Below are 22,928 nucleotides of genomic sequence, written 5' to 3' on the forward strand. Positions count from 1 at the left end.
CAAACCACGGGGTCCAAACTGCGGGGTCGGTCGTTTTTCGGCCCTAAACCACGGGGGCGGTGGTGACCCCGTGTTTTGGACCCCGTGGTTTGGGGGATTCGCGGGGGTTCGCGGGGATTCGCGGGGTTTTAGGGGACTGGCCGGGAAGGGTTGGGAGAAGGGGAGGCGTCGGGGTGGTGTCGGGGAAGGGCGATTCGGAAAAACGTAACGAAAATCGTTGCGCTCCTCGACGATGGCCGCTAGGGTAACGAATATCGATAGGGTATCGATATTCGATACCCTTACCTCAAGGTCAGAGGAGGCCACAATGTCCGCCTGGAACGACGAATCCCGACGCCGGCACCCTGATTCGCGACCCGGCCCGCACTCCGACTCGCGCGGTGATCGGCGAACCAATCCGCGACCGGCCGCGCGCCGCGACATGGATGGCGGCGACCGCGAACCTCGCGAGCGCCGCTACCCGAAGGCGAGGTCGCCGCGCGGCGATCGCCGGGACATCTACGCCACTGCCTTCGCGCTGGGCTTGGCGCTGCTTCTCCTGCTCGGCTACGCGCTGCGCCCGTTCACTCGCGGGGAAGGAGTGCCGGGCAAGGTCGGACGCGTCGCCGGCGATGCTGCGGTCGACAACGGTCGCGCCGTCGCCCGCGATCTCATCTCCGACGGCGCCGCCAACCTCCTGTGGACCGCCCACTGGCTGGCCGTCGCGGCGCTGTTGGTCGTGGTGCTCTGCGGGGCGGGGCTGACGCGGAATTTCCTGCGCGGCGACTTCTTCACGCTGGGTTCCTACAGGTGGGTGGCGGCGATGTCGTGGGCGCTGCTGTTCTACATGTTCGTGCCCGGTTTCGTGGGCATGCTCGGCGGCAACATGGTGCTGCGCGATCTGGGGCGGCCGTGGATGAGCATTCCGGCGCTCGACACGAACGACTTCATCGTCCTGTATGTGCTGGTGATGACGCTGTCGCTGGTCGGCGTCGCCATTCGCCGCGCCAGCGTCCTCGAGCGCGACACGGAGGGTCTGGTCTGATGGTCCCGCCCGAATCTCCCGCCCCCGACGGGCATCGCGTCCGCTGTCACCTCGACCGTCTGCTCGAGGAGCGGGGGCTGACGCTGCGGGCGTTGTCCGACATGGTCGGCATCAGCACCGTGAACCTGTCGGTGATGAAGAACGACCGTGCCAAGGCCGTCCGGTTTTCCACGTTGACGTTGCTTTGCGACGCCTTGTCGTGTTCCCCGGGCGACCTGTTCACCGTCGAGCCGTCGTAAAGCACGAACCGCAGGCGAATCCGGCCGGGACTCCGGCTAGCGGGCGAGTTCCTCGAAGAACCAGCCCATGATCAGCGCGCCCGGGTCGATGACTCCCTTGGCGGCCTCGCCGACGTAGCTGGCGCGGCCCTTGCCCGCCACCTGATCGGCCGTGGCCTCCGCGCCCTCGACCGCCGCCGACGCGGCCTCCGCCGCGGTCGCACCGTCCTCCAGAGCCAACACGGCCGGTTCGATGGCGTCGACGACGGTGCCGTCGCCGACCTTCGCGCCACCCAACTCCACGATCGCATCGAGGCCTGCGCGAACGACGGCCGCGACATCGACGTCGGCGAACGACTCGGCGTCGCCGGCCTTGGCGCCCATCTTCTCGAAGAACAACCCGAACACCGCCCCGGACGTGCCGCCGGCCCGCACCAGGTACGACTCGCCCACCGCGTGGAGCACCTCGCCGACGGTGCCTCGCAACGGCAGGTCGAAGGCGCCGAGCGCCTCGCGCATGTTCACCCCGAAATCACCGTCGCCGGCCTTCCGGTCCAACGCCGTCAACTCGTCGAAGGCGTCCAGCACCCGCTCGATCCACGCCGACAACTCCGGCTGCCGCGGGCCCGAATCGGCGGCGGGCAACTCCTCGAGCGCGGCCTCGGAAATCTCGGGCACGCCCGCATACGGCACCGGCGCATCCCATGCCGGTGCGTCCGTCGGGGCATCGAGCAGGTCGAGGAGATCATCGTCGACGCCGAGCACCGTCAGCGAGAACCCCGCCATGTCCCAGGCGGTGATGTAGTCGCCGCACATCGTCCGCTCGACGACCGCGCCCCGCTCCTCCAACTCGCCGCAGGCCAGGGCGAGGATCGCCGAGAGCTCCAGGCCCGCGATGCCGCCAAGCCCATTGACCAGGACCAGCACGCGATCGGGGGAGCCCGCGGCCTCGTGGATCTCGGCGATCATCTCGGCCACCGCGTCGGCGACGTCGATCCGCTTGCGCCGGTCGACGCCCCGTTCCCCGTGGATGCCGACGCCGAACTCGGCTTCATCGTCCTCCAGGGAAAACGACTCCTCCGAACCGGGCGTGCGGGCACCGCCCAACGACATCGCGATCGACCGGGCGCGCCGGGCGACGTTGCGGCCGACATCGGCGACGACCTCGACGTCCGCGCCCCGGGCCGCGGCGGCCCCGCAGGCCTTCTCCACCAGGATCGTCGCCCCCGTCCCGCGACGGCCGGGGCCGCCGGAGCCGCCGGAGCCGTCGTCGGAGTCGGCTCCGCCTCCGTTGCCGTTGTCTCCGTCACTTTCGCCGTCGTCGTCGAGATCGGTCGCCACGTCGTCGCCGACGAGCACGGTCTCCACCCGAATGCCCTCTTCCGCGGCGAGCGCGGCGGCGACGCCGAAGTTCATGACGTCGCCCGTGTAGTTCTTCACCACGTGGACGACGCCCGAGCCATCGTCGACGGCGCGGGTGGCCTCCAGGATCTGCCGCGCATTCGGCGACGTGAAGATGTGCCCCGGACACACGGCGTGCAACATGCCCTTGCCAAGGAAACCGGCGTGGAGCGGTTCGTGCCCGGAGCCGCCGCCCGAAATGACGGCGACGCCCCCATCGCGGTCGGTCAGTTCGAGAAATCCCCGGTCGCGCCAGGCGATGTCGGAGCGACCGGCGACCAATCCGGCCAGGCCCAGTCGGTACGGAGTCGTTGCGTCGTCGAAGAATGCACCCATGCCACGACGGTACTGGTGAATCGCCGGTCAATCGAGGGTTCGGCGGAAGGGCCGACGGTGACAGTTCCCGTCGATGCGAATCATCACCGAGCGTTAACTTCGGCGTCACCTTCGACTCACCGCAGCGCCACCCGCCGCCCCTAACGTACCCGGTGCCCGGGTCCTGCCGTACCTCCTTTGGCGGCGGGGCCCACCCCATGAATCCAGCCGAGAAATGAATGAGGTGCGCAGTGGCGCTGACCCGCAAGAACCTGCTGAAGAATCCGTTCGCGTCGTCCCGTAGTTCCCTGACCTGCACGTACAAGTGCGGCAACGCCTGCCGTGACGACGCCCCCAACGAGTTCTCGACCAACGAGTACTTCGCGGACGTCGCCAAGCGCGCCTACAGCCGCCGCCAGGCCCTCAAGGCCGGCGGTGCCGCGACCGTCGCCTTCGGCGGCGCGTCCCTGCTGGCCGCCTGCACCTCCGACGATGGCAACGGCGGTGCGACCGGCAACGGCGGCGGCAATGGCGACAACGGCAACGGCGGCGGCGAGTCTCTCGAGGGCATGCGCTTCCCGGTCGTCGAGCCCAACGAGAAGGACGAGGTCGTCGTCCCCGAGGGCTACGAGCAGAACGTGCTCATCGCCTGGGGCGACGCAGTCGAGGACGGCGCCCCCGAGTGGGACTTCGACAAGCAGACCGCCGAGGCCCAGAAGAAGCAGTTCGGTTTCAACAACGACTTCGCCGGCGTTCTCGAGGCCGCCGACGGCACCCTCGTCTACGTCTGCTCGCACGAGTACACCACCGAGCCGATGATGTTCCGCGACTGGGACGTCGAGAAGACCACCGAGGAGCAGGTCAACATCGGCATCGCCGCCCACGGCCACACCGTGCTGGCAGTCGAGGAGGACGACAAGGGCTTCCTCAAGCCGATCAAGGGCCACGAGCTCAACCGCCGCATCACCGGCTTCACCGAGTTCACCGTCACCGGCCCCGCCGCCGGTCATGATCTGCTCAAGACCAAGGAGGACCCGACCGGCAAGAAGGTCATCGGCACCTTCAACAACTGCTCCGGCGGCATCACCCCGTGGGGCACGATGCTCTCCGGCGAGGAGAACGTCGACCAGTACTTCGGTGGCGTCGACAAGGTCGATGACGAGGACCTGCTGGACAAGTACTCCCGTTACTCCCTGAAGAACGAGTTGTCCGACCGTGGCTGGGAGAAGTACCACGATCGTTTCGACGTCTCCAAGGAGCCGAACGAGCCGCACCGCTTCTACTGGATCGTCGAGATCGACCCGTCCGACCCGAAGTCCACCCCGGTCAAGCACACCGCTCTGGGCCGCTTCAAGCACGAGGCCGGCCAGATCCACGTCACCGACGACGGCACCGTGGTCTGCTACATGGGCGACGATGAGCGCTTCGAGTACATCTACAAGTTCGTCTCCTCGCGCAAGGTCAAGGAGGGCGACCTCGAGCACAACATGGGCATCCTCAACGAGGGCACCCTGTACGTGGCCAAGTTCCACGGCAACTCCCCGGAGGACGAGATCGACGGCTCCGGCGAGCTGCCCGAGGACGGCGAGTTCGACGGCGAGATCGAGTGGATCCCGCTGATGACCGCAAAGGCCGACGGCTCCGGCGAGTCCCACGTCGACGGCATGGACGCCGCCGAGGTCTGCATCTACACCCGCCTGGCCGGCGACAAGGTCGGCGCCACCCGCATGGACCGCCCGGAGGACGTCGAGGCGTCGCCGGTGACCGGCAAGGTCTACGCCGCGTTGACGAACAACAAGTACCGCGGCATGGCCGAGGGCGGCCACGAGGGCGTCCAGGACAACAAGATCGACCAGGAGACCGACGGCGCCGGCCGTCCCTACGAGGGCCCGACCGAGGTCGCCCCGGTCACCGAGAACAAGAACGGTCTCGTCCTGGAGATGGAGGACGACCACGCCGGCACCACCGGCAAGTGGAACCTGCTGCTCGTCTGCGGTGACCCGGAGGAGGCGTACTCCTACTTCGGCGGCTTCGACAAGGAGTCGGTTTCGCCGATCTCCTGCCCGGACAACCTGGCGTTCGACGAGTACGGCAACCTGTGGATCTCCACCGACGGCAACGCCCTGGACTCCAACGACGGCCTGTACGCCGTCGCCGTCGAGGGCGAGCGTCGCGGCGAGGTCAAGTGCTTCCTCACCGTGCCGGTCGGCGCCGAGACCTGCGGCCCGATCGTCGAGGGCAACCGCGTCATGGTCAACGTCCAGCACCCGGGCGAGGACGACGACGCCACCCCGGACAACCCGATCTCGCACTGGCCCGAGGGCGGCGACGCCCAGCCGCGTCCGGCCGTCGTGCAGGTGGTCAAGTCCGACGGCGGCAAGATCGGCGTCTAAACGGCGTCCGATGCGCGCCATCCCGGCATGACGCTGCGTGAACCCGGCGTGACGCCACGATGATCGCGCGTCGATGAGCTCCCGTTCATGGCCCCACCTTCTCTAAGGTGGGGCCATGATCGTCGTTGGCGGAGAAATGTTGGTCGACCTGGTGCCCGTGGCGGGAACGGGGCCGGGTGGCGACGGAGGAAACAGCGGCGCCGCCGGGGCTGGGGAGGCGGCCGGTGCGACGGGCACCGCGCCGGCGGGCCCCGATCTGCGCCCGCACCTGGGTGGCGGTCCGTTCAACGTCGCCATCGCGGCGGGCCGCCAGGGGGCGGACGTCGCCTTCCTGTCGAGGGTGTCCACCGACGCCTACGGCCGCGCCGGGCTGGAGCGACTGAAAGGGGCGGGCGTCGACGTCGCCCATGTGCAGCGCGGCGGCGAACCGACGACGCTGGCGGTGACGCAGATCGACGCGGATGGGTCGGCGACCTACGACTTCCACTGGGCGGGCTCGGCCGACCGGCTGGTCGCCGACCCCGGGCCGATCGACGCCGACGTGGTGTGCCTGGGCACGTGTTCGCTGGTTTTCGAGCCGGGTGCGTCGGTCTACGAGACCATCCTGTTCCGTGAGGCAGACCGCGGCCGCGTCGTCGCGCTCGACCCGAACGTCCGCCCGGCCATCATCTCCGACCCCGCCCGGTACCGGGAGCGGTTCCGGTCGTGGTTGCCGCACGTCACGGTGCTCAAACTCTCCGACGCGGATTTGGCGTGGCTTTACGACGACCCGGGCCTCGACGTCCACCGTGCCTGCTCGGAGATCGCCGTGGAGTTCGGCGGCGCGGTGGTGCTGACGGAGGGCCCGGATGGCGCGACGGCGTTCACCCCCGGCGGGGCGGCGACGATGGCGGCGCCGACGGTGGAGGTCGCCGACACGATCGGGGCGGGCGACACCGTGATGGGCACGATCGTCGCCGAGATCGATGCCCGACTGCACGACGTCGACCGCACCGCCGACCGCACCGCCCACGACGCCCCCTCTGATGCGTCGCCGGCCGACGTCGTCCGCGCATGGGGCCCGGAACAGTGGGCCCCGATCCTCGACCGTGCGGTCCGGGCGGCGGCGATCACCGTGTCCCGTCCGGGCGCGAACCCCCCGACGGCGGCCGAATTGGGTTGACCGCCGCACCCCGGGGCGGCGGGTGCAGCGCGCCCGGATGGGCCGTCGTAAAGCGGTGGGCTACCCTGTGAAACCGTGACTGACGCGAAGAACACCACCGCCAACCAGGACCAGAAGTCCGCCACCGACCTGCCCGAGCAGCTGCGCATCCGCCGCGACAAGCGCGCCAAGCTGCTCGCCGCCGGCGTCGAGGCCTACCCGGTCGAGGTGCCGCGCACCCACACGCTGGCGCAGGTCCGCGACCAGTGGGGCCACCTGGAGCCGGGCGAGGAGACCCAGGACGTGGTCACCGTCGTCGGCCGCGTCATCTTCGTGCGCAACACCGGCAAGCTGTGCTTCGCCACCCTGCAGGAGGGCGACGGCACCCAGCTGCAGGCCATGCTCAGCCTGAAGGAGGTCGGCGAGGATGCGCTGGCCGCCTGGAAGGCCGACGTGGACATGGGCGACTTCGTCATCATCACCGGCCGCGTCATCGCGTCGCGCCGCGGCGAACTGTCCGTCATGGCCACCGAGTGGACCATGGCGTCGAAGGCGCTGCGCCCCCTGCCGTTCGCCCACTCCGACATGAGCGAGGACCAGCGCGTCCGACACCGCTACACCGACCTGATCATGCGCCCGGAGGCCCGCGCCAACGCCATCACCCGCGTGAAGGTCATCCGCGAACTGCGCCTCGCGCTGGAACGCCGCGGCTTCCTGGAAGTCGAGACCCCGATGCTGCAGACCCTGCACGGCGGCGCCGCGGCCCGCCCGTTCGTCACGCACTCCAATGCGCTGGACCTGGACCTGTACCTGCGCATCGCGCCGGAGCTGTACCTCAAGCGTTGCGTCGTCGGCGGTCTGGAAAAGGTCTTCGAGATCAACCGCAACTTCCGCAACGAGGGCATCGACTCCTCGCACTCGCCGGAGTTCGCCATGCTCGAGTACTACGACGCCTACGGCACCTACGACGACTCCGCCCGCACCGTGCAGGAGATCATCCAGGAAATCGCCGTCGCCGTGTTCGGCTCGACGACGGTGACGCTTGCCGACGGCACCGAGTACGACTTCGGCGGCGAGTGGAAGCAGCTGGAGATGTACCCCTCCCTCAACGAGGCCCTCGCCCGGAAGTTCCCGGGCCAGCCGGAGGTCACCATCGACTCCACCGTCGAGGAACTCACGGCCATCGCCGACGTCATCGGCCTCGAGGTGCCCGCCAACGCCGGGTGGGGCCACGGCAAGCTCGTCGAGGAGATGTGGGAGCTGCTGTGCGAGGACCAGCTCGACGGCCCGGTTTTCGTCCGCGACTTCCCGGTGGAGACCTCCCCACTGACCCGCCAGCACCGCTCCAAGCCGGGCGTCACCGAAAAGTGGGACCTGTACGTCCGCGGCTTCGAGCTGGCCACCGGCTACTCCGAGCTGGTCGACCCGGTGATCCAGCGGGAGCGCTTCGAGGACCAGGCCCGCTTGGCCGCCGGCGGCGACGATGAGGCGATGGTCCTCGACGAGGACTTCCTCCACGCCATGGAACAGGGCATGCCGCCGACGACCGGCGTGGGCATGGGCGTCGACCGCCTGCTCATGGCCTTCACCGGCCTGGGCATCCGCGAGACGGTGCTGTTCCCGATCGTGAAGCCCGAGCAGAACTAGGTCCGCTGCACGGATTCGCTTGACGACGGCCCGGCGTTCGCGTCGGTCCGTCGTTTTCGCGTTATGGGGCGAGACCCGACAGGTCGCGTTCGACGACGTAATTGCGGTGGGCGGTGGAGCCGAGCGTGTACTCGGGGTTGAGGCCGTACATCGCCCACCGGGAGCGCGATGACCAGTGCAGCGCCTCGGGGGAACCGGTGCGGTGGAAGTTCACCCGGTAGCCGCCCGTGTGCAGGTGGATGAGCGTGTATCCGCCCGGGTAGCCGGCGGCGGAACCGAATTCCACGAAATCGACGTTCGTCGCCGCGTCGGGGGCGGTGCGGCGCGCCCGGTGCGTGTGGCCCGCGGCCATGAGGAACGCGCCGGGCGTCCGGGCGAGCAGCCGCTGCAGCCGGTCGGAGTGGTCGAGGTTGAGGGTGAAGGCCGGGGTGCCCACGTTCGTGAACGCCGCCTCGACGGTGACCGGATGGTGGGCGAGCAGCAGCGTCGGACGATTCGGATCGGCGGCGAGCTCGGATTCGAGGGCGGCGAGCTGATCGTCCTCGATGCGGCCGCCGGATTCGTCGAGCATGGACGAGTCCAGGCCGATGACCCGCAGGCCACCGACGTCGGTGCGCCACATCGTCTGCCGGGGCACGAACTCCTCGCCCCACGGATCGCGGTGGTCGTCGGTGCCCTCGAGCACCGGGTGGTCTTCGTAGCCCGCGTCCGGGTCGGCATCCGGCGTGTGCGGCCGGTCGTGGTTGCCGCGGGTGACGTGCCAATCCACGCCGAAGGTGCCGAATCCGTCCATGATCTCGCGGAAACGCCGGACCTCGTGCGGTCGTGCTTCGGAGGTGGTGTCGCCGTTGACGAAGACGCGCCCGACGCCGCGATCGCGGATCTCCGCCAGCGCCGCGGCCAACATGACCTCGGGAAACGGCGGCAGGCCCGGTTCCTGCACGATCGCTTCGGGGAAATCGCCGAGGATCAGGCCGTGCTTTTCCTCGCCGATGTGGGTGTCGTTGAGGACCGCGATGGTGGCCACGTGCTCGCCCGGAGGGGGAGTCAGGGTGGTGATGCGCCCCGACACCTCGGGGGAGTCCGGCTTGTTCGTGGTCATCAGCCCCGGAGTGGCCGGCACGCCGTCGCATCGGCACTCGAAGACGTACTCCCGGCCGGGTTCCAGACCGTCGACGGTGATCAAGTGGAAGCCCGTCTCCGAATCGCTCGAGGCGACGACCGGAAGGTCCGGCATGCCGGGGCGGATCCAGGAACCGGCCGGTCCCGCGATGGCCTCGGAACCCACCGGATCGGCGGCGACGATCGGGTCATCGGCCGGGGCCAACGCGACCTCGCCGAGCGTGGGGACGGTCGGGCGCAACGGGCCGTAGGCCGGATGCGGCGCGGTGTAGGAGGCGAAACCGAAGGTCACCGAGGTCGGAGTGACGGTGACGACCTCCAGGTCGGTGGCCTCGATGCCGCCGGTGCGCGCCGCCCGGGCCTTCGGGACCACGGTCGCCGCCAGCAGCGCGCCGATGCCCGCGGCACCTCCGGCCAGCGCCGCCCGCCTGCTGATGGGGCGTGCGCCGGGCCCGGCACCTGATCCGACGGTGCTTCCGACGCTTCCGGTGGTGTAGCCGACGCTCGTTTCAGTGCCCATGAACCGGACGCTAACGACCGGAGGCAAACGAAAGGTGGACGCCACGTGTCCTGTCGTTGGCATCGGTGTCGCCTTCGGGTGAACCCATTCGCATCGGCGGAAGCACGGTCGCTCGGCGCGTACGAAGGGTCATGAAACGACGGCAGTACGCGGCATACCTGCGATAACGCCGTTTCCCGGGATCGTCGTAAAGCGAAATATGACGTTGACCTCGTGTTTTGCGGGGGTGCATTACGGGGGCGGCGATAGTGCCAATATTGGGGCGGATCCGCCGAAAGATGTGACAACGATCACGAGATGGCTTTATCGTTATGCCAGTAACAGTTCTGACTCGAAAGGCCATGAACCCATGAGCGAGAAGAAGAACCGCGAGGATTCGACCGTCGGCCGCAACAACCCGGGCCGAGACGCCATTGGTGCGGCGATGCGGTTCATCACGTCCATCACCGGCTCCGACTTCGCCCAGAAGTACGACCTCCAGCCGACGATCGACCGCGTGATCTACCAGTCCACCAAGTCCGGGTTCAAGACCCTGGGCGCCGCCAACCGCCAGTTCAAGAAGGTCGCCGGCTCCGGCAAGCCGCAGCGCCCCGCGCGCGACGCGCAGGCCGCCGCCCCGGACGACGCCGCCTCCGCCGAACCGGCCAAGACCCCGTCGAAGAAGCTCTTCGACCTCACCCCGACCGAAGATCAGCAGATGATCGTCGAGACGGTGAAGGAGTTCGCGGAGTCCCGCCTGCGCGACGCGGCCGCCAAGTGCGACCACGAGGCCACCCCGCCGGAGACCCTCCTGTCCGAGGCCGCCGAGCTCGGCGTCTCCCTCATCAACGTCCCCGAGTCCTTCGAGGGCATCGCCACCGGCGAGGACGTCACCACCAACGCGCTTGTCGCCGAGGCCCTCGCCTACGGCGACATGGGCCTCGCCCTGACCGTGCTGGCCCCCGCCGGCGTCGCCGCGACGCTGACCGCCCACGGCTCCGACGCCCAGCAGAAGACCTACCTCCCGGCCTTCGCCGGCGAGGACGTTCCGGCCGCCGCCGTCGTCCTCTCCGAGCCGCGCCCCCTCTTCGACCCGCTGGAGCCGGAGACCACCGGCCGCCGCGAGGGCAACGAAATCGTCCTCAACGGCGTCAAGTCGATGGTCCCCAACGCCGGTGCCGCCGAGCTGTTCATCGTCGGCGTCAACCTCAACGGCCGCCCCGCCCTGGTCATCGTCGAGTCCGACACCGAGGGCCTGCACGTCGAGGCCGACCCGTCCATGGGCGTTCGCGGCGCCGCGCTCGGCCGCCTCGTGCTCAAGGACGTCCGCGTCCCCGCCGACGCCATCCTCGGCGGCGAGCAGATCTCCCCGGAGCAGGCCGAGATCGAGTACCGCGACGTTCTGCGCCGCTCCCGCCTCGGCTGGGCCGCGCTGGCCGCCGGCACCAGCCAGGCGATCCTCGACTACGTCGTGCCCTACGTCAACGAGCGCGAGGCCTTCGGCGAGCCGATCTCGCACCGCCAGGCCGTGGCCTTCATGGTCGCCGACATCAAGATCGAGCTCGACGGCCTGCGCATGATCCTGCTGCGCGGCACCTCCCGCGCCGACCAGGGCCGCCGCTTCGACCGCGAGGCCGCGCTGGCCAAGAACTTCGCGACCGAGAAGGGCATGAAGATCGGCTCCGACGGCGTCCAGCTGCTCGGCGGCCACGGCTTCGTCAAGGAGCACCCGGTCGAGCGCTGGTACCGCGATCTGCGCGCCGTCGGCGTCGCAGAAGGCATCGTCGTCCTGTAAACCGCCAGACACTTCAGATTTGAAAGAGGATCCGAAATGATCAACCTCGAACTGCCGAAGTTCCTCCGGGCGGGCGCCGCTCAGGCGCATCAGGCCGCGGCGGAGATCTTCCGTCCCATTTCCCGTAAGTACGACCTCGCCGAGCACGAGTACCCGCGTGAGCTCGACACCCTGGCGTCGATGATGGACGGCATGGCCGACGGCGGCAGCGCCTTCTCCGGCGCGTCCGGCGGCCGTGGCGACGAGAAGAAGAAGCAGCGCACCGGCGTCAAGAACGGCGGCAACATGGCGTCGCTGCTCAACGTCATCGAGACCTGCTGGGGCGACGTCGGCCTGACGCTGTCGCTGCCGTACCAGGGCCTGGGCAACTCCGCGCTGGCCGCCGTCGCCACCGACGAGCAGCTGGAAAGCTTCGGCAAGACCTGGGCCGCGATGGCCATCACCGAGCCGTCGTTCGGCTCCGACTCGTCGGCCGTGTCGACGACCGCCCGCAAGGACGGCGACGAATACGTCATCAACGGCGAGAAGATCTTCGTCCCCTCCGGTGACCGCGCCGACTCCGTCGTGGTGTGGGCGACCCTGGACAAGTCCCTGGGCCGCGCCGCCATCAAGTCCTTCCTGGTGAAGAAGGGCACCCCGGGCTTCACCGTCGAGCGCCTGGAGGAGAAGCTGGGCATCCGCGCCTCCGACACCGCGGTGCTGCGCCTGGACAACGTCCGCGTTCCGGCCGAGAACCTGCTGGGTTCCCCGGAGATCGACGTCAAGAAGTCCTTCGCCGGCGCGATGGCCACCTTCGACAACACGCGTCCGCTGGTGGCGGGCATGGCCATCGGCGTCGCGCGTGCGGCGCTGGAGGAGCTGCGCCGCATCCTGGAGGAGGCCGGCCTGGAGATCGACTACGACAAGCCCGCCCACACCCAGCACGCCGCCGTGGCCGAGTACATCAAGCTCGAGTCCGACTGGGAGGCCGCGTACCTGCTGGCCCTGCGCGCCGCGTGGATGGCCGACAACAAGCAGCCGAACACCCTCGAGGCGTCCGCGTCGAAGGCGAAGGCCGGCCGCATGGGCACCGACGTGACCCTGCGCGCCGTCCAGCTCGCCGGCACGTACGGCTACTCGGAGCGCAACCTGCTGGAGAAGTGGGCCCGCGACTCGAAGATCCTGGACATCTTCGAGGGCACCCAGCAGATCCAGCAGCTCGTCGTCGCCCGCCGCGTGCTGGGCCTGAGCTCCAAGGAACTCAAGTAACGACGACACCCCGATAGGCCACGGAGGGCGCCATGCGCGTGCCCGCCGTGGCCTTTCGCTTTACGACGGCGACCGGGTTGACGAAACGACGAGTGTGCGCCCCATGCCCCGGGGCGCACACTCGTCGGATCGGAACCGTCGGAAAGCGGGCCCGGGTCAGAAGCCGCGGTGCACCGAGTAGTTGCGGTCGTCCACCGAGCCCAGCATGTACTCCGGCTCGAAGCCCAGCAGCGACCAGCGCGTCCGCGCCGACCAATCGAGCGACTCCCGCGCCGGCGTGCGGTGGAACGTGACCATGTAACCGCCTTCGCGGACGTCGAGAAGCGTGTAACCGCCGGGGTAGCCCAGGCAGGCCCCGCGCTCGCAGAAGTCCACGTGACCGACGTCCGCGCGGCCGCGGCGCGTGCGGTGGGTGTGCCCCGCGAACATCGCCGCGGCACCCGGCGTGCCCGCCAACGAGTCCTGCAGGCGACGGGCCTGATCCTCCGGAACGATGAACCCCGGGCCGCCGGCGTTGGTGTACGCCGCATCGCGGGTGATCGGATGGTGCGCGAAGACGAAGGTCGGACGGTCGGCGTCGTCAAGCAACTCCGTATGCACCGCATCCAGCTGCTCCGGGGAGATGTACCCGCCGTCGTCGTGGACCGTCGACGAGTCGATGCCGATGAGGCGCAGTTCTCCGACGCGGGCCGCCCAATGTTGCTGGCGGGCCGGGCCCACGGTGCCGAAGTGGTCCGGGACCTCCGCCATGTCGCCGCGGGCGCTCGTCGACCCCGGCTCGTAGTTGTCGTGGTTGCCGCGCGTGGCGAACCAGCGGGAGTTCTGCGCGCCGAAACCGTCCATGATCCGCTTGAACTCGGCCGCCTGCTCCGCGGAGTTGCCGTCCGTGCAGTCGCCGTTGACCACGATCGCCGCCGCCGACGTGCCGGCGACGCCCGCCAGCAGCTCCTCCAGCTGCATCGTCGGGAAGCGGCGGGCGCCCTCGGCCTCCCGCAGGCCGATGCCCTCGATCTTGATGCCGTCGTGGTACGGCTTGCCGATGTGCGTGTCGTTCGTGATCGCGATCGTGCCCAGCGAACGGCCCGGCGGCGGGGTCAACGTGGTGAACGTGCCGGTCATCTCGGGCGACGACGGGCGGTGCGTGGTCGCCAGCGACGGGACGGCCCGGACCCCGTTCGAACGGCACTCGAAGCGGTACGCGCGGCCCGGCTCCAGGCCGTCGACGATCACGTGGTGGTAGCCGCGGGGCGTGTCATCGGCGTGGACCACCGTCATCGCGCCGCCGTCGGCCGGGCCGATCAGGACCTCCTCGCCGGCGTTGACCGTCGGCTGCGCCAACCCGTACGGGGTGAGGACGCCCGGCGCATACGTCGCCCACGTGAAGGCGACGGACGTGTCGGTGACCGTCGCGACCTCCAGGTCGGCGGCCTGGATGCCGCCCTCGATCGTGGCGGGGTCGAGCGACCCCGGCATCAACCCCGGCGGGAGACCTTCGGGAAGGGCGGAAGCGGGGCGGGCGAGCACCAGGCTGCCCGCCGCGAGAGTGGCGGCGGAAAGGAACGCGCGGCGTGAAATCGTCATGAAACGCACGCTAACCTGCGATGATGACGGCTCGGTCACGCCACGATAAAGGGGTGGTCTCCTCCGCGTGAACACATGATGACATGGTGTTTCATCGTGCGGAGGAAACCACCCCTCGGGGTGCGCGGGACTAGCCGGCCGGGCGGAGACGATCCTGGCCGACGAGCTGGTCACCGGAGGCGGCGGCGGCGGCATCAGCGGCGTTGTCACCCTCCCACGGCTTCGGCAGCATCCGCGGCACGACCTTGCCGACCGCGTTGCGCGGCAACTCGTCCATGAACACGGTCTCGCGGGGCACGGAGTGGCGGGCGAGGCGCTGCTTGACGTGGGAGCGGATCGCCTCGTCGTCAAGCTCGCGGCCCTCGGGGGAGTCGTCGCGCACGACCCAGGCCACCAGAGCCTGGCCGAAGCGCTCGTCGGGCACGCCGTAGACGCAGCATTCGCGCACGCCGGGCAGCTCGGACAGGGCGTCCTCGGTCTCGCGGGGGAAGACGTTCTCGCCGCCGGAGACGATCATGTCGTCCTCGCGGCCGGAGATGTAGAGCATCCCGTTTTCCAGGTGGCCGAGGTCGCCGGTGCAGACCATGCCGTCGATGATCTCCTTGTCGGCGCCGGGGCGGGTGTATCCCTCGTAGAGCATGCCGTTGCCGACGAAGATGCGGCCGGTCTCTCCCTCGGGCAGGGCGTTGCCCTCGTCGTCGCGGATGGAGATGCGGGTGCCCAGCGGCGCGCGGCCCGCGGTGGTCGGGTTGGCGGCGAGCTCGTCGGGGGTGGCGATGGTCGCCCAGCTGACCTCGGTGGACCCGTACTGGTTGTAGAGGACCGGGCCGAAGCGGTCGAGCGCCTGCTTGACCACGTGCTCCGGGATCGCCGAACCGCAGGAGGCGATGACCTCCAGGGGGGAGCCGGCGACGTCGTAGTCGTCGGGCATGACCTCGAGCATGCGCTGCAGCATGGTGGGCACGAGGAAGATGGTGTGCGGGTTGTGGGCTTCGATGATCCGCAGGGCGTCGGACGGCTCGAAGTGGCGGCGCAGGATCATGGTCGAGCGCAGGGCGATGCACAGCTGGGCGGTGGCGAAGCCCCAGGTGTGGAACAGCGGCGCGGCGAGGAACGCGGGCCGGTTGTGGCGCAGGGGGATGCGGCTCATGATCGACGACGCCGGCATCCAGGACTTCGGCTCGGGGCGGCGGGCGCCCTTGGGGGTGCCGGTGGTGCCGGAGGTCAGGACGATGACGCGGCCGCGGCGGGGGCGGGTCGGCAGGTCGGCGGTGGGCCAGGACTCCGGCGGGGCGGTGCGCAGCATTTCGCGCATGGACGTCCAGCCTTCGCGGACGCAGGAGGCGTCCTGGTAATTCTCGAGCCAGGACACGGCGACGGGGCAGTCGTCGAAGTTCTCGGGCAGCAGGTGGGTGAATTCCTCGTCGATGAAGAGGAAGTCGAGCTTCTGCTCGCGGATGACGGCGAGGGTCTGCTCGGCGGAGGCGCCGGTGTTGAGCAGGACGAGGTCGGTGCCGAGGCGCCCGTGCGCGCACAGGGCGAGCAGGAAGCCGCGGTGGTTGCGGCACAGCAGTCCGATGCGGTCGCGGGGGCGGATGTCGCCGTGGCGCAGGGCGCGGGCCAGGCGGTTGGCGTTGTCGTGGAACTCGGAGTAGGTCATGGAACCGCCGTCGTCGATGATGGCGGTGTGGTGGGGGTCGCGGGCTGCGGCGATGCCGAGCAGGCCGGAGGGCAGGAAGTCCCACCGGTAGATCGAGTTGGCGGCCTTGCCCATGGCGGCGGGGCCCATGGCGCCGAGCACGCCGGCCTTGGTCACGGGCGCCAGACCCTTGATGAGGTCGGTGGTGCCGCGCAGGGAGTGCTTGGCGCGGATGCGGAACTTCTCCGCGGCGCCGACGTCGGCGGTGTGCGCGTTGGTCGTCGCGTGGACGTCGATCTTCTCGGACATCTGGCTCGGGCCTCCTCGTATGGGTTCCTTCTGGAAAAGAACCTTATACGTGACCTTCGTCACTGGGAGGGTTTTCGCGGGAAAAGCTCCCGAATCTCTCCGGGGCGGCCTTTTTGCTTGACGACGGCCCGGCCGCCGCGCCCCGCGGCCGGCATCCGGAAGGTGGCCTACTGCGCGGGGACGTAGTCCAGATCGAGGGCTTCGGCGACGGGCCGGTTGCGCAGGGCGCCCTCGTGGGTCATCAGTCCGTCGGAAAGCCCCGGCATGACCTCCGCGGCACCCGGCCAACCGTGTTCGGCCAGGGCCAGCGCGTAGGGAAGGGTCGCGTTGGCCAACGCCTGCGTCGACGTGTTGGCCACCGCGCCGGGCATGTTCGCCACGCAGTAGAAGAGGCTGTCGTGGACCTTGAACACCGGGTCATCGTGGGTGGTCGGCCGCGACGACTCGAAACAACCGCCCTGGTCGATGGCCACGTCGACGAGCACCGACCCCGGCTTCATGCGGGCCACCAGCTCGTCAGGCACCAGCGTCGGGGCCTTCGCGCCCGGCACGAGCACCGCGCCGATGACCAGATCGGATTTCAGCAGCTCCCTTTCGATCTCGTGGGCGGTGGAGAAAACGGTGTCGACGGTGCCCCGGTAAATGTCGTCGATGCGCTTGAGGGCGCGGGGATTCAGGTCGAGGACGGTGACGTCGGCGCGCAGGCCATGCGCCATGGCCACGGCGGAGGCACCCACCTGGCCGGCGCCGATGACCGTCACGCGCGCTGGGCGGGTGCCGGGCACGCCGGGCAGCAGAATGCCGCGGCCGCCGAAATGGCCCATCAGGTGGTACGCGCCGACCTGCACCGCCAGACGGCCGGCGACCTGGCTCATCGGGGTGAGCAACGGCAGCTCGCCGTAATCGTCGGTGACGGTCTCGTAGCCGATCGACGTCGTGCCCGCGTCGAGCAACGCCCGCGCGCACTCCGGGGCGGCCGCCAGGTGCAGGTAGGTGAACAGGATCTGATCCGGCCGCATGAGGTCGAACTCCGGGCCGATGGGCTCCTTGACCTTCAGCAGCAGATCACCCTTCGCCCACACCTCGGCGGCGGTGTCGACGATCGTCGCACCGGCGTCGACGTAGGCCTGATCCGGCATCGACGAGCCTTCGCCGGCGCCGGCCTCCACGAGCACCTCATGCCCGGCCCGGGTCAGCGTCGCCACCCCCGACGGGCTCGCTGCGACGCGATGCTCGCCGCTCTTGATTTCGCGGGGGATTCCGATGCGCATTGGTGACTCCTGGTCCGTGGCGGCTCGCCGGGCGGAGGGGCCCGGCGATTGGTCTTCCCCCAATCATGGCGCGAGCGGGGCCCGGATCACCAACAGGGGGATGCGGGGCACTCCGCGCCGGGCCGGGTCACGTGGTGAGCCACTCCATGATCTCGTGCGCCTTCTGTTCGGCCTCCGACCCCGACCCCGCAAGCCACACGTAGACGGCCATTTTGCCGTAACTCGACGACAGCATGTAGCCCTCTTCGCCGTGGTTCTTAATGAACTCTCCGTAGGAAGTGGGGGTGCCGGAGGCCACCGTCACGACCAGGGTGGTCTTGCCCTCCTTTGTGTAGGAGCAGCCCAGCCCCATTTCGGGGGAATCTCCCCAGTGCGTGCCTTCGGGAGTTCCGAAGTTGGTGACGGAACAGGGATTGACGCCGCCGAACGCGCTGATCAGTGCGTCGCGCTGGTCGGTGACCGTCTGCTTGTCGGTCTGCGCGGCCTCGAGATCGGATTCCAACTCGCGGATCCTGTCGTTATCCGAATTCAGGCGCGCGTTCTCGGCCTGGAGGCTACCGACGTCCTCGCCGTCCGAGTCATCGGAGGACTTGCCCGACAACGCCCAGAAGCCGCCCGTGATGACCGCGATGGCCAGCACGACGGCCAGGGAGATGAGCGGAAGCTTCGACTTGTCGGCGGTGGACTTCCCCGCGTCCCGCGCGCCCGCAGATTCGTCCGACCCCTTGGCGGCGGGTGCGTCGGAGCCGCCATTCGCATTGGGCCACGGGTTGCCGTAATCGGGCGACTGGGGGGAACCACCGGAGGCGCCGCCCTGGTAGCGGTTGTCGAAATCGGGTGCGTCGTTGCTCATGTCTCTCTCCGGGACTCGTCGCGTTGAACCGGGTTTTGCTACCCGCACAATTTAGTGGTTTTCTCCGCCACCGCAGTTCGGGGTTTCCGAAAACTCCGACGATCGGGGGTGCGGCACAGGGCAACCGCCCTAGATCCCCAGCACCGCCTTCGCGATGAGGAAGTACACGATCAAACCGGACGCATCGCAGAACGTGGAGATGAACGGCGTCGAGAACACCGCCGGATCGGCCTTGATGGCTCGGGCGACCATCGGCATGATGCCGCCGACGGTGGCTGCGATGGTGCAGATGGACACCAGCGTCAGGCCGATGATCAGCCCGAAGTCCATGCCGTAGACCAGCCCCGCGACGACGGCGCCGATCAGGCCGAGCAGCACGCCCATGGTCAGTCCGACGCGGACCTCGCGCCACGCCACCTTCCACGTGTCGCGCAGCCGCACCTCGCCGACGGCCAGCGCGCGGGTCACGGTCGTCGCGGCCTGGGAGCCGGTGTTGCCTGCGGTGCCGGTGAGCAGGGGGATGAACAGTGACAGCGTCACCACCGTGGCCAGCGCGTCCTCGAACATCTCCAGCACCTGCACCGTGAGAATCGCCGACAGGGCCAGCACCAGCAGCCACACGATGCGCGACCGCACCAGGGTGGTCACCGACGTGATCAGGTACGGGCGGTCCAACGGCTCGGACGCGCCGGCTCGGGCGGCGTCTTCCTCGTCGGCGCGGTCGATGATGCGGTTGGCGTCGTCGACGGTGAGGATGCCGATCAGCCGGTTCTCCTCGTCGACCACGGGCGTGACCAGGTGGGTGGTGCGCACCGCCCGGCGGGCCGCCTTCTCCGCGTCCTCCGACGCCGTCACGGATTCCGGGGACTTCATCAGGTCCCGCACGGTGATCGGCTCCGCGGCGGGGTCGTCGTCACGCGAATCACCGTCGGCCGAATCCCCGTCGAGCGCGAAAATCAGGTCCCGCATGCCCACGACGCCCTCGAGCCGGCGGTGGTCGTCGGTGACCATGAGCAGGTACACGGTCTCCGCGCCGTCGCCGCTGGCGCGAACGTGGTCGAACGCCTCCCGCGGCGTCATCCCCGGTCGCAGTCGCACGTATTCGGTGGACATGTGGCGCCCGATGGTGCCGGACGGGTAGCCGAGGATCGGCGCGGTCAGCGCCCGCTCCTTCTCCGACAGGCCCGAAAACAGCTTCGCCGACACCGTCGCGGGCAGCTCGTCGACCAGCGACACCCGGTCGTCGGGGTCGAGGTGCTCGAAAACTCCGACGACATGCTCGTCGCGCAACCCCGTCAGCAGGTCCGCGCGCATGCCCGGGGAGAACCGCTCGAACACCTCCACCGCCACCTCGCGCGGCAGCAGACGGTAGATGATCGCCCGGTCGTCGGGGTCCTCGCGCTCGAGGACGTCGACCAGATCCGACGGCGACATGTCGCGGATCACCCTCTCGATCGAGACGAGATCTTCCTGCGCAAGCATCAGCGCCAAATGGTCGGCGAGAACGTCGAACTCGAGTCCGGTGTGGGAAGAGGCCATGCCCCAGACACTATCCGCACGGCACGTCGGGCGGGGTCGGATGCGCGGCAACCCGCGGCTGCTTTGCGACGAGTCGGCGTGGATCGGGGGCCGCCGTTAAACTCCAGTTCAGGCCCTGTTCGCTATGGGCGTACGCCCGAAGGGACGAAACGCGGGCGAGCCGTCGTTAAGCTTCAGTGAAACCGTCATATGGATTCCGGACGACACCGAGGAGAATGATGTTCGAGAGGTTCACCGACCGCGCCCGGCGCGTCGTCGTCCTGGCGCAGGACGAGGCACGCGAGCTCAACCACAATTACATCGGCACCGAGCACATCCTGCTCGGCCTCATCAGCGAGGGCGACGGCGTCGCCGCCAAGGCCCTGGAGTCCATGGGCATCTCGCTGGAAGCCGTGCGCTCCGAGGTCGTCGACATCATCGGCCGCGGCGCCCAGCCGCCCAGCGGCCACATCCCGTTCACCCCGCGGGCGAAGAAGGTCCTGGAGTACTCGCTGCGCGAGGCCCTTCAGCTCGGCCACAAGTACATCGGCACCGAGCACATCCTGCTCGGCCTGATCCGCGAAGGCGAGGGCGTCGCCGCGCAGGTGCTGGTCAAGCTCGGCGCCGACCTGCCGCGCGTGCGCCAGCAGGTCATCCAGCTGCTGTCCGGCTTCCAGGGCGGCGACTCCGACGGCGCCGGCGGCGGCCCGGAGCAGCGTCCCGTGGGCGCCACCTCCGGCCAGCGCGTCGCCGACGGCAACCACCAGGCCGGTTCGCTGGTGCTCGACCAGTTCGGCCGCAACCTCACCGTCGCCGCCCGCGAAGGCAAGCTCGACCCGGTCGTCGGCCGAGAGAAGGAAATCGAGCGCATCATGCAGGTGCTCTCGCGCCGCACGAAAAACAACCCGGTGCTCATCGGCGAGCCCGGCGTCGGCAAGACCGCCGTCGTCGAGGGCCTGGCCCTGGACATCGTCAACGGCCGCGTGCCCGAGACCCTCAAGGACAAGCAGCTCTACTCCCTCGACCTGGGTTCCCTCGTCGCCGGTTCCCGCTACCGCGGCGACTTCGAGGAGCGCCTGAAGAAGGTGCTCAAGGAGATCAACCAGCGCGGCGACATCATCCTGTTCATCGACGAGATCCACACCCTCGTCGGCGCGGGTGCCGCCGAGGGCGCGATCGACGCCGCGTCGATCCTGAAGCCGAAGCTGGCCCGCGGCGAGCTGCAGACCATCGGCGCCACCACGCTCGACGAGTACCGCAAGCACATCGAAAAGGACGCCGCCCTGGAGCGCCGCTTCCAGCCGGTCAACGTGCCGGAGCCGAGCGTCGACCTGACCATCGAGATCCTCAAGGGCCTGCGCGACAAGTACGAGCAGCACCACCGCGTGTCCATCACCGACCAGGCGCTCGTCGCCGCGGCGACCCTGTCGGACCGCTACATCAACGACCGCTTCCTGCCGGACAAGGCCGTCGACCTCATCGACGAGGCCGGCGCCCGCATGCGCATCAAGCGCATGACCGCCCCGGCGGACCTGCAGGAGATCGACGGCCGGATCGCGGACGTGCGCCGCGAGAAGGAAGCCGCCATCGACGCCCAGGACTTCGAGAAGGCCGCCGGCCTGCGCGACACCGAACGCAAGCTGGGGGAGGAGCGCCGCGAGAAGGAGAAGAAGTGGCGCTCCGGCGAGTCCGACACCATCACCGAGGTCGGCGAGGAGCAGATCGCGGAGGTGCTGGCCAACTGGACCGGCATCCCGGTGTTCAAGCTCACCGAGGAGGAGTCCTCGCGCCTGCTGCGCATGGAGGAGGAGCTGCACAAGCGGATCATCGGCCAGGACGAGGCCGTGCAGGCCGTGTCCCGCGCCATCCGCCGCACCCGCGCCGGCCTGAAGGACCCGAAGCGCCCGTCCGGTTCGTTCATCTTCGCCGGCCCGTCCGGCGTCGGTAAGACGGAGCTGTCGAAGGCGCTGGCGGAGTTCCTGTTCGGCGACGAGGATTCGCTCATCCAGATCGACATGGGCGAGTTCCACGACCGCTTCACCGCCTCCCGCCTGTTCGGCGCCCCTCCGGGCTACGTCGGCTACGAGGAGGGCGGCCAGCTCACCGAGAAGGTCCGCCGCAAGCCGTTCTCCGTCGTGCTGTTCGACGAGATCGAGAAGGCCCACAAGGAGATCTACAACACCCTCCTGCAGGTCCTCGAGGACGGTCGCCTCACCGACGCGCAGGGTCGCGTCGTCGACTTCAAGAACACGGTGCTCATCTTCACCTCGAACCTGGGCACGCAGGACATCTCGAAGGCCGTCGGCATGGGCTTCTCCGGCGTCGGCGAGCAGGACGCCGACGGCCAGTACGAGCGCATGAAGGGCAAGGTCCACGACGAGCTGAAGAAGCACTTCCGTCCGGAGTTCCTCAACCGCATCGACGAGATCGTGGTGTTCAAGCAGCTGTCCCGCGAGGAGATCGTGGAGATGGTCGACCTGATGCTGGCCCGCGTGTCGGAGCAGCTGAAGGAAAAGCGCATCACCATGGAGGTCACCGACAAGGCGAAGAACCTGCTGGCCAAGCGCGGCTTCGACCCGGTGCTGGGCGCCCGCCCGCTGCGCCGCACGATTCAGCGCGAGATCGAGGACCAGCTGTCCGAGAAGATCCTGTACGGCCAGATCGGCATGGGCGAGACCGTCCGCGTCGACGTCGACGGCTGGGACGGCGAGTCCGAGGGCACCGACGCCACGTTCACCTTCACCACCACCTCGACCGACGGCGCCGACGTGCCCGACGAGCTCGACGGCCTGGAGGCCATGGGCAACGCCGAGGGCACCATCGACTCCGGCGCCGGCGACGTCATCGACGCCGCCGAAGCCGCGATCGAGGAGGCGACGCTGGAGGAGAAGTACGGCGAGTCCGGCTCCGAGAGTGCCGAGGGCGCCGAGGGCGACGCCGGGAAGGACGCCTGA

15 protein-coding genes are annotated in these 22,928 nt (G+C 69.1%); 8 read left to right on the plus strand and 7 right to left on the minus strand.

All coding sequences use genetic code 11. The features are described 5' to 3' along the window. Positions 1-307: 307 nt before the first annotated feature. Both HMPREF3121_RS05105 and HMPREF3121_RS05110 read left to right on the plus strand, forming a co-directional pair. On the plus strand, positions 308-1,024 hold the full coding sequence (locus tag HMPREF3121_RS05105; RefSeq protein WP_141742977.1) for a hypothetical protein: 717 nt from the start codon (positions 308-310) through the stop codon (positions 1,022-1,024). Beyond that, positions 1,024-1,263 carry a helix-turn-helix domain-containing protein gene (locus tag HMPREF3121_RS05110; protein ID WP_052054514.1) on the plus strand — a complete coding sequence of 80 codons (240 nt, stop codon included), beginning with the start codon at positions 1,024-1,026 and terminating at the stop codon, positions 1,261-1,263. The genes HMPREF3121_RS05105 and HMPREF3121_RS05110 overlap by 1 nt, the downstream gene beginning before the upstream one ends. 36 nt (positions 1,264-1,299) lie before the next feature. Here the strand turns inward: HMPREF3121_RS05110 and HMPREF3121_RS05115 are convergent, their stop codons facing one another. Continuing rightward, positions 1,300-2,979 (minus strand): dihydroxyacetone kinase subunit DhaK, encoded by a 1,680-nt coding sequence (locus HMPREF3121_RS05115; protein WP_070520564.1) that lies wholly within the window; start codon positions 2,977-2,979, stop codon positions 1,300-1,302. A gap of 230 nt (positions 2,980-3,209) precedes the next feature. Here HMPREF3121_RS05115 and HMPREF3121_RS05120 point away from each other — a divergent pair, with 230 nt between their 5' ends. The 3 genes from HMPREF3121_RS05120 (at position 3,210) to lysS (ending at position 8,139) form a co-directional block, all read left to right on the plus strand. Next, on the plus strand, positions 3,210-5,351 hold the full coding sequence (locus HMPREF3121_RS05120; RefSeq protein WP_070520567.1) for a PhoX family protein: 2,142 nt from the start codon (positions 3,210-3,212) through the stop codon (positions 5,349-5,351). A 115-nt stretch (positions 5,352-5,466) separates the two neighbouring features. Continuing rightward, complete coding sequence (locus HMPREF3121_RS05125; RefSeq protein ID WP_070520570.1) at positions 5,467-6,513, plus strand: carbohydrate kinase family protein; 1,047 nt, start codon at positions 5,467-5,469, stop codon at positions 6,511-6,513. A gap of 75 nt (positions 6,514-6,588) precedes the next feature. Beyond that, positions 6,589-8,139: a lysine--tRNA ligase gene (gene lysS / locus HMPREF3121_RS05130; protein ID WP_070520575.1), complete on the plus strand. Its 1,551-nt coding sequence runs from the start codon at positions 6,589-6,591 to the stop codon at positions 8,137-8,139. A 61-nt stretch (positions 8,140-8,200) separates the two neighbouring features. Here lysS and HMPREF3121_RS05135 read toward each other — a convergent pair whose 3' ends face one another. Then, on the minus strand, positions 8,201-9,781 hold the full coding sequence (locus tag HMPREF3121_RS05135; RefSeq protein ID WP_083291297.1) for a metallophosphoesterase family protein: 1,581 nt from the start codon (positions 9,779-9,781) through the stop codon (positions 8,201-8,203). A 349-nt stretch (positions 9,782-10,130) separates the two neighbouring features. On the opposite strand from HMPREF3121_RS05135, the gene HMPREF3121_RS05140 reads away from it, so the two are divergent. Continuing rightward, on the plus strand, positions 10,131-11,555 hold the full coding sequence (locus HMPREF3121_RS05140; protein ID WP_070520578.1) for an acyl-CoA dehydrogenase family protein: 1,425 nt from the start codon (positions 10,131-10,133) through the stop codon (positions 11,553-11,555). 36 nt (positions 11,556-11,591) lie between these two features. Then, positions 11,592-12,803, plus strand: a complete 1,212-nt coding sequence (locus tag HMPREF3121_RS05145; RefSeq protein ID WP_070520582.1) for an acyl-CoA dehydrogenase family protein — start codon at positions 11,592-11,594, stop codon at positions 12,801-12,803. A gap of 156 nt (positions 12,804-12,959) precedes the next feature. On the opposite strand, the gene HMPREF3121_RS05150 is transcribed toward HMPREF3121_RS05145, so the two are convergent. From HMPREF3121_RS05150 to mgtE, 5 genes are all read right to left on the minus strand, one after another. Beyond that, positions 12,960-14,384: a purple acid phosphatase family protein gene (locus HMPREF3121_RS05150; RefSeq protein ID WP_070520585.1), complete on the minus strand. Its 1,425-nt coding sequence runs from the start codon at positions 14,382-14,384 to the stop codon at positions 12,960-12,962. Positions 14,385-14,514: 130 nt separating this feature from the next. Next, positions 14,515-16,332, minus strand: coding sequence for an AMP-binding protein (locus tag HMPREF3121_RS05155; protein WP_083291298.1), 1,818 nt, complete (start codon positions 16,330-16,332; stop codon positions 14,515-14,517). A 167-nt stretch (positions 16,333-16,499) separates the two neighbouring features. Next, positions 16,500-17,603 carry an alanine dehydrogenase gene (ald, locus tag HMPREF3121_RS05160; protein WP_070520588.1) on the minus strand — a complete coding sequence of 368 codons (1,104 nt, stop codon included), beginning with the start codon at positions 17,601-17,603 and terminating at the stop codon, positions 16,500-16,502. A 127-nt stretch (positions 17,604-17,730) separates the two neighbouring features. Further along, positions 17,731-18,456, minus strand: a complete 726-nt coding sequence (locus tag HMPREF3121_RS05165) for a hypothetical protein (RefSeq protein WP_070520591.1) — start codon at positions 18,454-18,456, stop codon at positions 17,731-17,733. A gap of 129 nt (positions 18,457-18,585) precedes the next feature. Next, the gene (mgtE, locus tag HMPREF3121_RS05170; RefSeq protein ID WP_070520593.1) at positions 18,586-19,995 is read right to left on the minus strand and encodes a magnesium transporter; all 1,410 of its coding nucleotides are present in this window, start codon (positions 19,993-19,995) and stop codon (positions 18,586-18,588) included. 218 nt (positions 19,996-20,213) lie between these two features. On the opposite strand from mgtE, the gene HMPREF3121_RS05175 reads away from it, so the two are divergent. Then, complete coding sequence (locus HMPREF3121_RS05175; RefSeq protein WP_083291307.1) at positions 20,214-22,928, plus strand: ATP-dependent Clp protease ATP-binding subunit; 2,715 nt, start codon at positions 20,214-20,216, stop codon at positions 22,926-22,928.

Origin of the sequence: Corynebacterium sp. HMSC11E11, assembly GCF_001807025.1 — a bacterium.
GTDB classification, from domain to species: Bacteria; Actinomycetota; Actinomycetes; order Mycobacteriales; family Mycobacteriaceae; genus Corynebacterium; species Corynebacterium freneyi.

What these genes read in the sequence shown, in the direction of transcription:
- HMPREF3121_RS05105 (WP_141742977.1), top strand. Translation starts at nt 308, where the DNA reads ATGTCCGCCTGGAACGACGAATCCCGACGCCGGCACCCTGATTCGCGA.
- HMPREF3121_RS05110 (WP_052054514.1), top strand. Translation starts at nt 1,024, where the DNA reads ATGGTCCCGCCCGAATCTCCCGCCCCCGACGGGCATCGCGTCCGCTGT.
- HMPREF3121_RS05115 (WP_070520564.1), bottom strand. Translation starts at nt 2,979, where the DNA reads ATGGGTGCATTCTTCGACGACGCAACGACTCCGTACCGACTGGGCCTG.
- HMPREF3121_RS05125 (WP_070520570.1), top strand. Translation starts at nt 5,467, where the DNA reads ATGATCGTCGTTGGCGGAGAAATGTTGGTCGACCTGGTGCCCGTGGCG.
- HMPREF3121_RS05135 (WP_083291297.1), bottom strand. Translation starts at nt 9,781, where the DNA reads ATGGGCACTGAAACGAGCGTCGGCTACACCACCGGAAGCGTCGGAAGC.
- HMPREF3121_RS05140 (WP_070520578.1), top strand. Translation starts at nt 10,131, where the DNA reads ATGAGCGAGAAGAAGAACCGCGAGGATTCGACCGTCGGCCGCAACAAC.
- HMPREF3121_RS05145 (WP_070520582.1), top strand. Translation starts at nt 11,592, where the DNA reads ATGATCAACCTCGAACTGCCGAAGTTCCTCCGGGCGGGCGCCGCTCAG.
- HMPREF3121_RS05150 (WP_070520585.1), bottom strand. Translation starts at nt 14,384, where the DNA reads ATGACGATTTCACGCCGCGCGTTCCTTTCCGCCGCCACTCTCGCGGCG.
- HMPREF3121_RS05155 (WP_083291298.1), bottom strand. Translation starts at nt 16,332, where the DNA reads ATGTCCGAGAAGATCGACGTCCACGCGACGACCAACGCGCACACCGCC.
- ald (WP_070520588.1), bottom strand. Translation starts at nt 17,603, where the DNA reads ATGCGCATCGGAATCCCCCGCGAAATCAAGAGCGGCGAGCATCGCGTC.
- HMPREF3121_RS05165 (WP_070520591.1), bottom strand. Translation starts at nt 18,456, where the DNA reads ATGAGCAACGACGCACCCGATTTCGACAACCGCTACCAGGGCGGCGCC.
- mgtE (WP_070520593.1), bottom strand. Translation starts at nt 19,995, where the DNA reads ATGGCCTCTTCCCACACCGGACTCGAGTTCGACGTTCTCGCCGACCAT.
- HMPREF3121_RS05175 (WP_083291307.1), top strand. Translation starts at nt 20,214, where the DNA reads ATGTTCGAGAGGTTCACCGACCGCGCCCGGCGCGTCGTCGTCCTGGCG.